Raw genomic sequence first — 12,965 nt, forward strand, 5'->3', positions numbered from 1 at the left:
CCAGCCGAGCGGCCGGTTCAGCACAGCGGGACGTTCACCGCGAGCCCGCCCATCGCGGTCTCCTTGTACTTCGTGGACATGTCCGCGCCCGTCTGCCGCATCGTCTCGACGACCTGGTCGAGCGACACGTGGTGCACCCCGTCGCCGCGGAGGGCCATCCGCGCGGCGTTGATCGCCTTGTTCGCGGCGATGGCGTTCCGCTCGATGCACGGGATCTGGACAAGGCCGCCGATCGGGTCGCACGTCAGCCCGAGGTTGTGCTCCATCGCGATCTCCGCCGCGTTCTCGACCTGTTCGGGCGTGCCACCGAGGACCTCAGCGAGCCCGGCCGCTGCCATGGACGCGGCGGACCCGACCTCGCCCTGGCAGCCGACCTCGGCGCCGGAGATCGATGCGCGCTCCTTGTAGATCGACCCGACCGCACCCGCGGTGAGGAGGAACCGGACGACGGCGTCGTCACGGGTGTCCGGCGTGACGGTCGGGACGTAGGTGAGGGCGTAGTACAGGACCGCCGGGATGATGCCGGCGGCGCCGTTGGTGGGAGCGGTGACGACGCGGCCACCGGTGGCGTTCTCCTCGTTGACGGCCATGGCGATGAGGTTCACCCACTCCATCGCGAAGAGGGGGTCGTGCTCGGGGTCGTCACGGGTGAGCTGCTCGTACCAGTTCGCCGCCCGTCGTCGGACGGTGAGCCCGCCTGGCAGGGTTCCGGACCGCTCGACGCTCCGGTCGACGCAGGACTCCATGACGTCGTGGATCCGCAGGAGGCCGGCCCGGACGTCCTCGAGCGACCGTGTCGCGGTCTCGTTCGCGAGGGCGACTCCGCTGACCGGGAGCCCGGTGGCGGCGCAGGCGGCGAGGAGTTCGGCACCGCTGGAGAACGAGTGCGGCACGGCGTCGTCGACGGGGATCGCGGCCTCGGCGACGTCGCCGCCGGTGTCGCTCGTGATGAACCCGCCACCGATCGAGTAGTACGTCTCCTCGGCGATCGTGGCGTCGGATGCTTCGGCTGCTCGGAGCCGCATGGCGTTGGGGTGCCGGGGGAGCATCGTCAGGGGGTGCAGGACGATGTCCGCGAGCCGGAACGGCACCGCGGTCCCACCCGCGAGGCGGAGCGATCCGGTGTCCTCGACCTCGGCGAGGTCACGTGCCATCGCATCGGGGTCCACCGTCTCCGGGTCGGAGCCCATCAGCCCCGCGACGACGGCGCCGAGCGTCCCGTGCCCCTGCCCGGTGGAGGCCAGGGAGCCGTAGAGGTCGACACGGACGGACGCGATCGTCGCCCCGGCGGCACGTGCGGCGTGCGTCGCACGGGCGACGAAGGCCGCGCCGGCGCGCATCGGTCCGACGGTGTGGGAACTCGACGGACCGATCCCGATGCTGAACAGATCGAAGACGGAGACCGGCACCCCGCCACACTAACCCGTCCGGACGGGTGGGGGATCAGCGACGCGAACCCTGGTTCGGCATGAGGATCCAGAGCACGACGTAGGCGATCCAGAGCGGGCCGGGGAAGAAGCTCAGGATGACCCAGGCGATGCGGACGAAGGTGCGGGACCAGCCGAATCGGTCGGCGATGCCGGCGCAGACCCCGGCGAGGAGGCGGCCGTTGCGGGGGCGGGTGAGTGCGTTCATGTCATCGACGGTACGGACACGGCGCTCCGGTTCGAATACGGGGGACTCCCGTATCGGGGGTGGGGACAACCCCACCCCCGTCTACAGCTCGCGATGTGGACCGCTCCATCGGCATGGAGATGCGAGACTTGCGGCATGCCCATCCTCAACAAGGACATGCAGGTCTGCATCTCGCTCGCCGCTCGACCGAGCAACATCGGCACCCGCTTCCACAACTTCCTCTACGACGAACTCGGCCTGAACTTCGCCTACAAGGCCTTCACGACGACGGACCTCGTCGGCGCGGTGACCGGCATCCGTGCGCTCGGGATCCGTGGTTGCTCGGTCTCGATGCCCTTCAAGGAGGCGATCATCCCGCTCGTCGACGTCGTCGAGGAGTCCGCGGCGGCCATCGAGTCGATCAACACGGTGGTGAACGACGACGGCGTGCTCACCGCGTCGAACACCGACTACGAAGCCGTGGCGTCGCTCCTCGCGTCGCACGCGGTCGACCCGACGTCGAGTGTCCTGCTCCGCGGCTCCGGCGGCATGGCGAAGGCGGTCACGGCGGCGTTCCGGGGTGCCGGCTTCGAGCGGCTGACGGTGGTCGCCCGCAACGAGCAGGCGGGCCCGGCACTCGCGTCGCAGTACGGCTACGACTGGGTGGCGGACGAGCGCGAGGCGTCGGCGGCCGACGTCGTCGTCAACGTCACGCCGCTCGGTATGCGAGGCGACCAGCAGGACACACTCGCCTTCGGACAGGACCGGATCGCGGCCGCGCACACGGTGTTCGACGTCGTCGCCTTCCCGTCGGAGACCCCGCTCGTCCTCGCCGGACGCACGGCGGGCAAGCTGGTCATCACGGGCGCCGAGGTGATCGCACTGCAGGCAGCGCGCCAGTTCGAGCGGTACACGGGCGTCGCGCTGACGGACGACCAGGTCCGCCGAGCGAGCGAGTTCAGCCGCGCGGAGTAGCGGCGGTGGCAGCCGACGGACCGGGCGGCCATCGGACTGGAGGCGCGGTGCGGGCCCGCCCCGCGCCTCCGGTCCGTCAGGGACGTCAGTCGGTCGCGGCGCGACCCGCAGCGACCCACCCGAGCCGTCGCAGCGTCTCGCGGTTCCGTACCCAGAGCACCGGCTGCAGCAGGAAGCCCGGCACCCACGACCCGGGCCCGGCGATGGCGTTCTCGACGATGGTGACCTTGCAGCCGCGACGGTGCTCCTCGACCGTCAGTTCGACGCGTGCCTCGCCGAGCGGCCACCCCTGCGGTTGGATGACCATGCGGTGCGGCGGATCCCACTCGTGCACGGTCGTGACGTCGTCGATCACGAAGGGCCACGAGCCGAACGAGTGGTGCAGCCGGGTGCCGACTGCGGGCCACCCGCCGTCCTGCCCGCGCATGCGCGACGCACCCACCACCCAGGTCGTGAAGAGCCAGCCGTCGGCGAGCACGTCGAAGACGTCCTCCGGGCTGCAGTGCAGGATGCGGACGTTCTTCGACATGTTCAGTCCTCCGGTGCGAGATCGACGTGCTCGGACAGCCCGAACGTGTGACGGAGTGCGCTCCTGGCCGCGTGCCACCCGGCCATGCCGTGCACACCCGGGCCGGGTGCGGAGGCTTCCGAGCAGAGGTACATGCCGCCACCCATCCGCCACGGGTCGGACGACAGCAGCGGCCGCTTGACGAGCTGCCAGAAGCTCGCGGCCCCGGCAGCGATGTCGCCGCCGACGTAGTTCGGGTTGTACGCCGCCAGGTCCAGGGCCGTGCGACTGCTCGACTGCAGGACCGTGTCGCGGAACCCCGGCGCGAAGCGCTCGACCTGGCGCGTGACGGCCTCGGTCTGGTCCACGTCCGAGCCAGAGGGGACGTGCGCGTACGCCCAGAACACGTGCTTCCCCTCGGGCGCCCGGCTCGGGTCGACCACCGTCGGTTCCGATCCGAGGACGTACGGCCGCTCCGCGTGCTGGCCACGTGCGACCGCGCCCTCCGCCGCCGCGATCTCGGCCCGCGTCCCACCGATGTGCACGGTCCCGGCCTGCCGCAGTGCCGAGTTCGTCCACGGCACCGGATCCGACAGGGCGAAGTCGACCTTGGCTGCCGCGTTCCCGAACCGGAAGCGCCGGAGAGCACCGCGCCGTGGCGTGGGGATCTGCTTCCCGGCGATCCGGAGCATGCCCGGCACGCTCGTGTCGAACAGCACCGCCTTCGCCGGGGTGAGATCACCGAGGGAGCGGACCTCCCGGCCCGTCTCGATCCGGCCGCCGTGCGCGACCAGGTCCGCGGCGAGCGCGTCGACGATCGCCTGGCTCCCCCCGATCGGCACCGGCCACCCCCGCCCGTGGGCGTAGGCGCCGAGCGACAGGGCTGCGGCCGCGGTGGCGAGCGACGGCATGTGCTGGATGGAGTGCGCAGCGACGCCGGAGACCATGGCGGGAGCGACGTCCTCGCGGAAGCGCAGGTTCCAGGCGCGCGACCCCTGCTCGAGCGCCCGCAAGCCGAAGCGCAGGACGTTCAGGGGGTGGCGCGGGACGTTCAGCAGAGCATCCGTGGCGAAGTCCGCGACGTCGTCGGCGTTCCTCGCGAGCGGTGCCATGAGCTGGTGGAAGGCCGGCCCGTCCGCACCGAGCTCGTCGACGGTGCGGGCGAGGTCCCGGTACGCGATCCCGGCACGGCCGCCGTCGAGCGGATGGCCGTACTGCACCTCGGGCAGGCGGAGGTCGATGCGGTCCTCGAGCCGGAAGCGTCGGAAGAACTCGGACTGCAGCGCCATCGGGTGCACCGCGGAGCAGACGTCGTGCAGGAACCCGGGCAGGGTCAGCTCCGACGTCCGGGCACCGCCGCCGATCGTGTCGTTCCGTTCGACGAGCTCGACGCTGAGGCCCGCGCGCGCGAGTGTCACCGCTGCCGCGAGTCCGTTCGGTCCGGCCCCGACGACCACCGCATCCACCATGTCCCCGAGCCTAGGGACCCCCGGCTGCACGGCGTCCCGGTCAGATCACCGACGCCCCGTCGCGTCCCGCGACGTCAGGCGCGCGACGCGTCCGGGTCCGCCGGGTCCGTCCCGTCGTCGCCGGCGTCCGCAGCATCCGGCTCGTCCGCGTCCGCCGGGGTGGCCGACGGGGTGCCCGCACCGACCGGGTGCTCGGCGAGCAGCGCCGCGAAGTCCTCGTCGAGCATCTGCTGCAGGCGGTCGTCCCGGCCGACCTCGTAGTCGTCGGCCGGTCGCTGCGCCCACCCGAGCCGTCCGACGACGGTGGTGCCGATGTCGTCCCAGGCACGGGCCCGGGCGGCGAGGACGATGCCGTCGACGAAGCCCTGGTCCTCCCTGCGGCGGTCGAGCATCTCGGCGAGCTGCTCGTACGTGGCCTCGCGCGTGCGCAGCTTGAGGTCGTCGCCGCGCCGGTAGTCGTGCTGGTGCCGCGAGCGGCCCTTCTGCTTGCTCGACCTCGACCGGATGTCCCGCATCCGGGCAGCGTCGCCGCGCTGTTCGTCGGCCATCCGGTGCAGTTCCTCGCGCGCGACCTCGGCGATCAGGGCGTGGTCGAAGTACCCCTCGTCGCGGAGGGCGTTCGTGATGATCCGGTTGCCGACGGCGATGGTGACCGCGGCCTTCGCGATGAGGAACCCCTCGTCGACGGCGCGCTTCAGTTCGACCTGGCTGACGGGGCGGTCGCGCACGTCGTGCTTGCTGCGTCGTCCGAACAAGGCCATGCAGTCGACGATACCGGCGTCCGGTGACCATCCGTCCGCAGGTGGACCCGGATCACGCCCTGGAGGGACGACCCGCCTCCCACGGGCCCGTAGCGTCAGGTGCATGGTCACGTACTCGGAATCCCCCCGCACCGGACTGGGCACGGCGAGTCTCGTCCTCGGCATCTGCTCGCTGCTCGCCGGGTGGACGTTCGTCGCGCCGGTCATCGGGCTCTGCCTCGGTGTCGCGTCGCGCAGCCGTGAGCCGCTCTCCCGTGGGCGTGCCGGGTGGGGGATCTTCCTCAACCTCGTCGCGCTGGCGGTGTGGATCCTCGTGCTCGCACTGCTCGTCGTCGGCGGTGTCTTCGCGGTGTGGCAGGGCGCGACGCAGAGCTCCTGACGCAGGACCCGCTCGTCGCGCCCCCGGGCGGACATCGCGCCCCGTCACACCGGGGCGCGATGTCCGTACCCGGGCGCGAACCCGCAGCACCCGCAGCACCCGCAGCACCGGCAGCAGCGCCAACAGCAGCAGCCGCGACCGCGTCAGAACACCAGGCCGTAGACGGCGACGTCGACCCGCACGGGCCCGAGGGGCATCGCGCTGCGCAGGGTGCCCTCGTGCGTGAAGCCGAGCCGCTCGGCGAGGCCGCGACTCCGCACGTTGTCGACCGCCGTCCGGATCTCGGCGCGCGCCGCGCCCCGCGCCCGGGCGACCCCGACGAGGACGGTGGCGGCGCGGCGGACGACACCCCGTCCCTCCAGGCCGGCGTCCACCCAGTAGCCGAGCGACGCCTGCCCGAGGTAGGGGTCGAAGGCCAGTGAGGCGGCTCCGACGATGCGGTCGTCCTGGCGGATGACGCAGGGGAGCGCACGGTCCATCGCGTACTGGCCGAGCAGGTGCTCGGTGTGCAGGCCGATCGTCTCGACGGTCTGCTCCTGCCACGCCCACGGTTCGGCCGCCCGCAGCCGCTCGGCGTTCGCCACCACCAGCTCGTGCAGCGGCCGGACGGTCGTCAGGTCGCGCAGGGTGAGCGTGTACCCGTCCCCGAGGTCTCGCCCGAACGCCGCCACCCCTCAGAGCCTAGGCACGCGAGCGCCTACTCGTACCGGAGTGCCTCGATCGGGTTCTGCCGGGCGGCCCGACGTGCGGGCAGGGTGCCGGCCAGGAACGCGATGAACATCACGACCAGGATGATCGTGATCACCGAGGACGGTGCGAACTGCATGATCTGCAGGCCGGGGAGATCCTTCAGGACGGTGCCGGCGAGCAGGTTCGAGATCCCGGTGCCGAGCAGGATCGCCACCCCGGCACCGATCGCACTGCCGAGGAACCCGATGAACACGGCCTCGAGCGAGAACAGCGTGTAGACCTTGCCGCCGCCCATGCCCATGGCCTTCATCAGGCCGATCTCGCGGGTGCGCTCCTGGACGCTCATGAGCAGCGTGTTGATGATGCCGAACCCGGCGGCGACCAGCGCGATCACGGCGAAGGCGTTCAGGACGCCGACGATGCCGCTGATCACGGTCTGGAACTGGCCGAGCTGGTCCTGGATCGTCTGGCCCGTGTAGCCGTCCTTCGACAGGGCGCTCTTCACGGTGCTCGCGGACGCGCCGGAGTCGAGGGTGGCCGTCGCGCTGGCGTACGACGTGGCGATGGACGATGGCTTCCCGGTCTCCTGGGCGGCCTGCATCGCGTCGGTCAGGGTCGCGTTCGCACCGGCACCGCCGCCGAACAGCGACTCGTTCTGCACGCCGGCGACCGTGGCGGTCAGGGCGTGCTCGGTGCCCTGGTAGTCGTCGACGGCGATGGTGAGCTGCTTGCCCACGGCCGCCTTCGCGCTGCCGAGCCCGAGGTTCTTCAGGTAGTTCGTCGGCAGGAGCACCTGGTTGCCGGCGGAGGACGCGTCGTCCAGCTGCTTGCCGGCGGCGAGGTCGGCATCGAGCTCACCGGCGTTGGCCGCGACGTCGACGACGTACTTGCCCTTCCCGTCGTACTCGACCCACTTCGTGCTGAGGGCGACGGCCGGACGGACGGTCCGGATACCGGAGACGCCCTTGATCTTGTCGACGTCCGACTGGGACAGGTACGCGAACGACGCCGGGCCGCGGTTGACGCTCTGGCTCGACTCGTCCGGGTCGTACTTCGCGGGGCCGCTGTCGGTGCTGGACTCGACGGTCTTCGTGATCGTCAGGGACCCGGTGTCACCGATGGAGGCGACCTGGGTGTCGATGTAGTTGCTGACGCCCGTGCCGATCGCCGAGGTCAGCGTGATCGTGAACGCGCCGATGAAGATCGCGATCACAGTGAGGGTGGTGCGCAGCTTCGACCGGAACGTGTTCGCCACGGCGGTCCTCAGGAGGTCGAGGAAGTTCATGCGGAGTGCCTTCCGTGCGTGGCCGGCTGGTCGACGGCGGTGCCGGCGGCGGGCGTGTCGTCCGACCCACCGACGATGAGTCCGTCGCGCACGTTGACGCGCCGGTCGCAGCGTTCGGCGAGTTCTTCGTCGTGGGTGACGACCACGAGGGTGATGCCGCGGTCCCGCTGGAGCCCGAAGAGCATGTCCTCGACCACCTGGCCGGTGTTCGTGTCGAGGTTGCCGGTCGGCTCGTCCGCGAAGATCACGCTCGGCTCGCCGACGAGCGCGCGGGCGATGACCACGCGCTGCTTCTGCCCGCCGGACAGGTCGTTCGCGTCGTTCTTCGCCTTGTCGGCCAGCCCGAGGGCGTCGAGCGCCGCCATCCCACGGCGCTTCCGCTCGGCACCGGTGACGCCGGCGATCTTCAGCGGCAGCACGACGTTGTCGAGCACCGAGGTCTTCGGCGTGAGGAAGAACTGCTGGAAGACGAACCCGAACGTGCTGTTCCGCGTGCGGTTCACCTGCCGGGCGCTCAGCGTCGCGGCGTCGGTGCCGTCGAGCAGGATCTGCCCGGCCGACGGCTTGTCGAGCAGGGCGAGCAGGTGCATCAGGGTCGACTTGCCCGATCCGGACTTGCCGACGATGGCGAGGCTCTCGCCTTGGTTCACCTGCAGGGACACCCCCTTGAGCGCGTCGAACCGCGTCGCGCCGCGGCCGTAGGTCCTGGCGAGGTCACGCGCCTCGAGCACGGGAGTGGTCATGCGCCCACCGTACTGTCCGCTGCACGACTGCAAGTTTGCGTTTGCTGTAAACGATGTGACGTTCCGGTTACAGTCGGGCCATGCCCGACACCGCGCCCGCCTCCGAGATGGGCCTCCGCGACCGCAAACGCCTCGAGACCCGGCTCCGCATCGCCGAGGCCGCCCGTTCCCTCGCGCTCGAACAGGACATCGACCACACCACGATCGAGCAGATCGCCGCACGCGCCGAGGTCTCACCGCGGACGTTCTTCAACTACTTCGAGAGCAAGGAGGACGCGGTCCTCGGGCACACCGAGCTCGACCTCGCGCCGGAGACCCTCGACGCGCACCTGGCGACGGTCGCGGGGGAGCCGGCAGCGCAGGCCGTGGTCGACCTGGCGTTCCTGGTCTTCGGTTCCTCGTTCGGCGACGAACACGAACGGCTCGCCCGGAAGGAGGTCATCGTGCGCTTCCCGCAGCTCATGCGCCGGCAGGTCTCGCGGATGACGACGGTGGCCGAGGCGATGACGGGGGCCGTGCGCACGATCCTCGAACGCGATCCGGCATGGGGTCCCGACGCGGCGACCCCGCAAGCGGCCGAGATGCTGCTCGGCATGTGCATGACCGGGCTGCGCAGCTCGGCGCGCCACGAGGGGTCGGACCCGGAGGAGGTCCGCGAGCGGGTGGTCGCGACCATCCGTGACACCGCGTCCCGCATCACGGCCCAGTAGCGGACGGACGGACTGGAGGCGCGGTGCCAGCTGGCACCGCGCCTCCAGTCCATCGTGTCCCCACGTCGAGAGCCGTCACGGCTTCGTGATGAAGCCCTCCTTGACCATCCAGTCGAAGGCGACGTCGGCCGGTTCCCGGCCCTCGACGTCCACCTGCCGGTTCAGCTCCTGCAGGACGGAGTCCGTGAGCTTCGGCGAGATCTGGTCGTAGACGCCCTCGAGCTGCGGGTACTCCTTCAGCGTCGCCGTGTCGAGCACCGGGGCGACGTTGTACGCGGGGAAGAAGCCCTTGTCGTCCTCGAGCACCGTGAGTCCGAGCGACTTGATGCGGCCGTCGGTGGTGAAGACCTCGCCGAAGTTGCACTTGCCGCGGTCGGTCGCGGTGTACACGGTGCCGGTGTCGAGGATGCTGACGTTGCTCGTCGGGATGCCGTTGTCGCCGGAACCACCGAGCTCCAGGCCGTACTTCTTGAGCATCGGCTTGAACCCGTCGGCACGGGAGTTGAACTCCGACTCGACGCAGAAGGTGCGCTGGTCGACAGGGAGCTTCGTGATGTCGGAGAGGGTCTTGATGTTCCCGAGCTCCGACACGGCCTCGTCGCGGACGGCGAAGGCGTAGGTGTTGTTCATCGGCGCGGGCTGCAGCCAGGTGAGACCGTTGCCGGCGTCCTCCTTCTTGACCGCCTCCCACTGCTCGGTCTTGTCCGGGATCCCCTCGGCGTGACCCATGAAGGTCAGCCAGGCCGTGCCCGTGTACTCGTACGTGAAGTCCGCACCGTGCGAGGTCATGAGCTCGCGGACGGCGACGCTGCCCGGCACGTTCGTCTCGTCGGTCACGTCGAACCCGGCGGCCTTCGCGGCGAGGACGGCGATCTTGCCGAGCACGAGCTGCTCGGTGAAGTTCTTCGACGTGACCGTGATGTGCGCGCCGTCGGGCAGGTCGTCGATGCGCTTGATCGATCCGGGGTCCGCCGCGGGGACGAACGAGGTCGCGGGCTGCAAGCCGCAGCCGGCCAGGACGAGGGCGGTGGCGCCGGCCACCACGACGGCGGCCGTCCGGCGGAGTCGGCGGTTCATCGGAGTCCCTTCGGTCGTGCGACGGTCTCGACCACGCGGCCGAGCCAGTCGATGGACAGGGCGAGGAGCGCCACGAGCAGCGCCCCGGAGACGAGGACCTTCGGCAGGAACAGGTTCACGCCCGTCGTGATGAGCAGCCCGAGGCCACCGGCGCCGACGAAGGTCGCCAGGCTGGCGGTACCGACGAGCAGCACGAGGGCGGTGCGGATGCCGGAGAGCATCACGGGGACGGCCAGCGGCAGCTCGACCTTCATCAGGACGCTGAACGCGCTCATGCCCATGCCCCGACCGGCCTCGACCAGCCGGGAGTCGACGCTCTGGATGCCGATCATGGTGTTCCGGAGCACCGGCAGGATGGCGTAGAGCACGAGGGCGACGACCGCCGACCACGAGTTCAGGCCGAGCCACGCCGCGAGCAGGACGATGAGCCCGACAGCGGGTGCCGCCTGCCCGAAGTTCGCGACGGCGAGGACGTACACGCTCGCCCGGCGGAGCGGACCGCGGGTGAGCAGGACGCCGAGCGGGATGCCGATGACGAGCACCAGGACGGTCGACTCGAGCGTCAGCACGAGGTGCTGGCCCGTGAGCGCGAGGATGTCGGCCGGGTTGAGGGTGGTCCGCTCGGTCGGGGTCAGGTCCGCGGTGGCGAGCCAGACCGCGAACGCGGCGAGGACCACGAGGATCGCGATCGGCTGGACCAGCAGCCCCTTCCAGCCGGTCCTGGCACCGGTGGCCGGGCCGGCGGCGACCGCGCTCACAGGTCCTCCCCACTGGAGGCGATGGTCGGGCCGGACGGCATCGTCTCGATCGGGTTGGTGTTCGTCCCGACCGGCGTGTACGCCTGGTCCTCCGCGGCCGCAGCACGCGAGCGGGTGATGGCCTCCATCACGGTCTCGACGGTGATGACGCCGCGGAACGCCTCGCCACGTCCGGTGACGAGCGCGGCGCCGGCACTGGACACGAGCATGGTGTCGAGTGCGTCGTTCAGGGTCGCCGCCTCGCCCACGACGGGCAGCTCGGGCTCGATGCCCTCGGGGATGCGGTCGAGGCGCTCGATCTGGCGACGGGTCGGCCACCCGATCGGACGCTGGCGACGATCGACGACGACCGCGTGCTGGTGGCCGCCGGCCTCGTTCATGCGCTGGAGCACGGCCTTGGCGTCTTCGCCGGGGGAGCAGGTCACCGCGGGGGCGAGTTCGACGTCGCGCACCCGGTTCAGCGTGAGCTGCTTCAGTCCTGCGCCGGACCCGATGAAGTTCTCCACGAACTCGTTGGCCGGCTCGGCGAGGATCCGTTCCGGGGTGTCGTACTGCACGATGTGCGCACCCTCGGTGAAGATCACGATCCAGTCGCCGAGCTTCACGGCCTCGTCGAAGTCGTGGCTGACGATGACGATCGTCTTGTGCAACTCCTCCTGGATGCGGAGGAGCTCGTCCTGCAGGCGCTGCCGGGTGATCGGGTCGACGGCACCGAACGGTTCGTCCATGAGCAGGACGGGCGGGTCCGCGGCGAGCGCCCGGGCGACGCCGACGCGCTGCTGCTGGCCGCCGGAGAGCTCCCGGGGGAAGCGGTCGCGGTAGGTGTCGGGGTCGAGCGAGACGAGGTCGAGCAGCTCGTCGACGCGCGCCGCGATCTTCTCCTTCGACCAGCCGAGCATCTTCGGGACGATCGCGATGTTCGCGGCGACGGTCATGTGCGGGAAGAGCCCGCCCGCCTGGATGACGTAGCCCATGCGGCGACGGAGCTCGTCGGCGTCGATGCCGGTGACGTCGTCGTCGCCGACCACGATGCGGCCCTCGGTCGGTTCGATGAGGCGGTTGATCATCTTCAGCGTGGTCGTCTTGCCGCAGCCGGACGGGCCGACGAGCATGACGATCTTGCCGGCCGGGATCTCGAGCGTGATGCCGTCGACGGCGGGCTTCGTCTGCCCGGGGTACCGCTTGGTGACCTCGTCGAGCAGGATGCTGCGGCCGGTGACGTCCCCGGCAGGAGCAGCGGGAGCGGTGGTGGTGGCGGAGTCAGTGCTGGACACGGATACCTCTCGAGATGGTCAGGCGGCCGAGGCCGAGGAGGAGCAGGTCGAGGACGAGGGCGAGCAGGACGACCCCCACCACCCCGACCGTCACGGAGAACAGGGCGTTGGCGCCGCCGAGGCGGGACAGCCCGGAGAAGATGAAGCCGCCGAGACCGGGGCCGAGCGCGTACGCGGCGATCGCGGCGATGCCCATCACCATCTGCGCCGACACCCGCACGCCGCTGAGGATGATCGGCCACGCCATCGGGAGCTCGACCTGGACGAGGGTCCGGAAGCGGCTCATGCCGATGCCCCGGGCCGACTCGACGACCGTCGGGGGGATCTCGGCGAGGCCGACGACGGCGTTGCGGAGGATCGGCAGGGTGGCGAAGAACACCACGGTCACGACCGACGGCACGACGCCGAACCCGAGCGGGACGATGAGCAGGCCGATCACGGCGAAGGACGGCAGCGTCAGGCCGATGGCCGACACCCCGTTCGCAACGGACGTGAGCCGTGGGCTGCGGTAGACGAGTGTGGCGAGCACCACGGCGATGAGGGTCGCGAGCACCGTGCACTGGACCACCAGTGAGAAGTGCTGCCACGACGCGAACCAGATCTGGTCCCACCGCTCCCCGATGTACTGGAACACGCGGAAGCGCTCCTCTCCGGTCGGCCGAAGTGCCCACGGGCCGGGGCACAAGTGGCTTCGAGGCTACTCAGGGAGGGAGCAGGGCATC

The 12,965-nt window shown here is 70.7% G+C and carries 15 protein-coding genes; 3 read left to right on the forward strand and 12 right to left on the reverse strand.

Going from position 1 to position 12,965, the window contains the following annotated elements; all coding sequences use genetic code 11:
* Positions 1 to 17: 17 nt before the first annotated feature.
* Together FS532_RS10410 and FS532_RS10415 are read right to left on the reverse strand one after the other, a co-directional pair.
* Positions 18 to 1,409 (reverse strand): L-serine ammonia-lyase, encoded by a 1,392-nt coding sequence (locus FS532_RS10410; protein WP_144753612.1) that lies wholly within the window; start codon positions 1,407 to 1,409, stop codon positions 18 to 20.
* 34 nt (positions 1,410 to 1,443) lie between these two features.
* The gene (locus FS532_RS10415) at positions 1,444 to 1,635 is read right to left on the reverse strand and encodes a PspC domain-containing protein (protein ID WP_144753615.1); all 192 of its coding nucleotides are present in this window, start codon (positions 1,633 to 1,635) and stop codon (positions 1,444 to 1,446) included.
* Between the two features lie 135 nt (positions 1,636 to 1,770).
* Here FS532_RS10415 and FS532_RS10420 point away from each other — a divergent pair, with 135 nt between their 5' ends.
* Entirely contained in the window at positions 1,771 to 2,589 is an 819-nt protein-coding gene (locus FS532_RS10420; RefSeq protein ID WP_144753618.1) for a shikimate 5-dehydrogenase, read from the forward strand.
* Between the two features lie 85 nt (positions 2,590 to 2,674).
* Here FS532_RS10420 and FS532_RS10425 read toward each other — a convergent pair whose 3' ends face one another.
* From FS532_RS10425 to FS532_RS10435, 3 genes are all read right to left on the reverse strand, one after another.
* Positions 2,675 to 3,118, reverse strand: coding sequence for an SRPBCC family protein (locus FS532_RS10425; RefSeq protein WP_144753621.1), 444 nt, complete (start codon positions 3,116 to 3,118; stop codon positions 2,675 to 2,677).
* Between the two features lie 2 nt (positions 3,119 to 3,120).
* The gene (locus FS532_RS10430) at positions 3,121 to 4,566 is read right to left on the reverse strand and encodes a phytoene desaturase family protein (protein ID WP_144753624.1); all 1,446 of its coding nucleotides are present in this window, start codon (positions 4,564 to 4,566) and stop codon (positions 3,121 to 3,123) included.
* Between the two features lie 74 nt (positions 4,567 to 4,640).
* Entirely contained in the window at positions 4,641 to 5,327 is a 687-nt protein-coding gene (locus tag FS532_RS10435) for a hypothetical protein (RefSeq protein ID WP_144753628.1), read from the reverse strand.
* 103 nt (positions 5,328 to 5,430) lie between these two features.
* On the opposite strand from FS532_RS10435, the gene FS532_RS10440 reads away from it, so the two are divergent.
* Positions 5,431 to 5,706 carry a hypothetical protein gene (locus tag FS532_RS10440; RefSeq protein ID WP_144753631.1) on the forward strand — a complete coding sequence of 92 codons (276 nt, stop codon included), beginning with the start codon at positions 5,431 to 5,433 and terminating at the stop codon, positions 5,704 to 5,706.
* A 143-nt stretch (positions 5,707 to 5,849) separates the two neighbouring features.
* Here FS532_RS10440 and FS532_RS10445 read toward each other — a convergent pair whose 3' ends face one another.
* The 3 genes from FS532_RS10445 to FS532_RS10455 are packed head-to-tail and all read right to left on the reverse strand — an operon-like array spanning position 5,850 to position 8,424.
* Positions 5,850 to 6,377 (reverse strand): GNAT family N-acetyltransferase, encoded by a 528-nt coding sequence (locus FS532_RS10445; RefSeq protein ID WP_144753634.1) that lies wholly within the window; start codon positions 6,375 to 6,377, stop codon positions 5,850 to 5,852.
* Between the two features lie 26 nt (positions 6,378 to 6,403).
* Complete coding sequence (locus FS532_RS10450) at positions 6,404 to 7,681, reverse strand: ABC transporter permease (RefSeq protein WP_144753637.1); 1,278 nt, start codon at positions 7,679 to 7,681, stop codon at positions 6,404 to 6,406.
* On the reverse strand, positions 7,678 to 8,424 hold the full coding sequence (locus FS532_RS10455; RefSeq protein WP_144753640.1) for an ABC transporter ATP-binding protein: 747 nt from the start codon (positions 8,422 to 8,424) through the stop codon (positions 7,678 to 7,680). Before FS532_RS10455 ends, FS532_RS10450 begins: the two co-directional genes overlap by 4 nt.
* Positions 8,425 to 8,504: 80 nt before the next feature.
* Here FS532_RS10455 and FS532_RS10460 point away from each other — a divergent pair, with 80 nt between their 5' ends.
* Complete coding sequence (locus FS532_RS10460) at positions 8,505 to 9,134, forward strand: TetR/AcrR family transcriptional regulator (RefSeq protein ID WP_144753643.1); 630 nt, start codon at positions 8,505 to 8,507, stop codon at positions 9,132 to 9,134.
* A gap of 75 nt (positions 9,135 to 9,209) precedes the next feature.
* On the opposite strand, the gene FS532_RS10465 is transcribed toward FS532_RS10460, so the two are convergent.
* Genes FS532_RS10465 through FS532_RS10480 form a run of 4 tightly spaced genes read right to left on the reverse strand, consistent with a single transcriptional unit; the run spans position 9,210 to position 12,877 of the window.
* Positions 9,210 to 10,211: a glycine betaine ABC transporter substrate-binding protein gene (locus FS532_RS10465; protein ID WP_144753646.1), complete on the reverse strand. Its 1,002-nt coding sequence runs from the start codon at positions 10,209 to 10,211 to the stop codon at positions 9,210 to 9,212.
* On the reverse strand, positions 10,208 to 10,969 hold the full coding sequence (locus FS532_RS10470) for an ABC transporter permease (protein ID WP_144753649.1): 762 nt from the start codon (positions 10,967 to 10,969) through the stop codon (positions 10,208 to 10,210). Before FS532_RS10470 ends, FS532_RS10465 begins: the two co-directional genes overlap by 4 nt.
* A complete protein-coding gene (locus FS532_RS10475) occupies positions 10,966 to 12,243 on the reverse strand; it encodes an ABC transporter ATP-binding protein (protein ID WP_144753652.1) in 1,278 nt (425 codons plus the stop codon). The genes FS532_RS10470 and FS532_RS10475 overlap by 4 nt, the downstream gene beginning before the upstream one ends.
* A complete protein-coding gene (locus FS532_RS10480; protein WP_097181359.1) occupies positions 12,230 to 12,877 on the reverse strand; it encodes an ABC transporter permease in 648 nt (215 codons plus the stop codon). The genes FS532_RS10475 and FS532_RS10480 overlap by 14 nt, the downstream gene beginning before the upstream one ends.
* Positions 12,878 to 12,965: the final 88 nt, after the last annotated feature.

Source organism: Curtobacterium pusillum, assembly GCF_007673235.1.
GTDB lineage: Bacteria > Actinomycetota > Actinomycetes > Actinomycetales > Microbacteriaceae > Curtobacterium > Curtobacterium pusillum_C.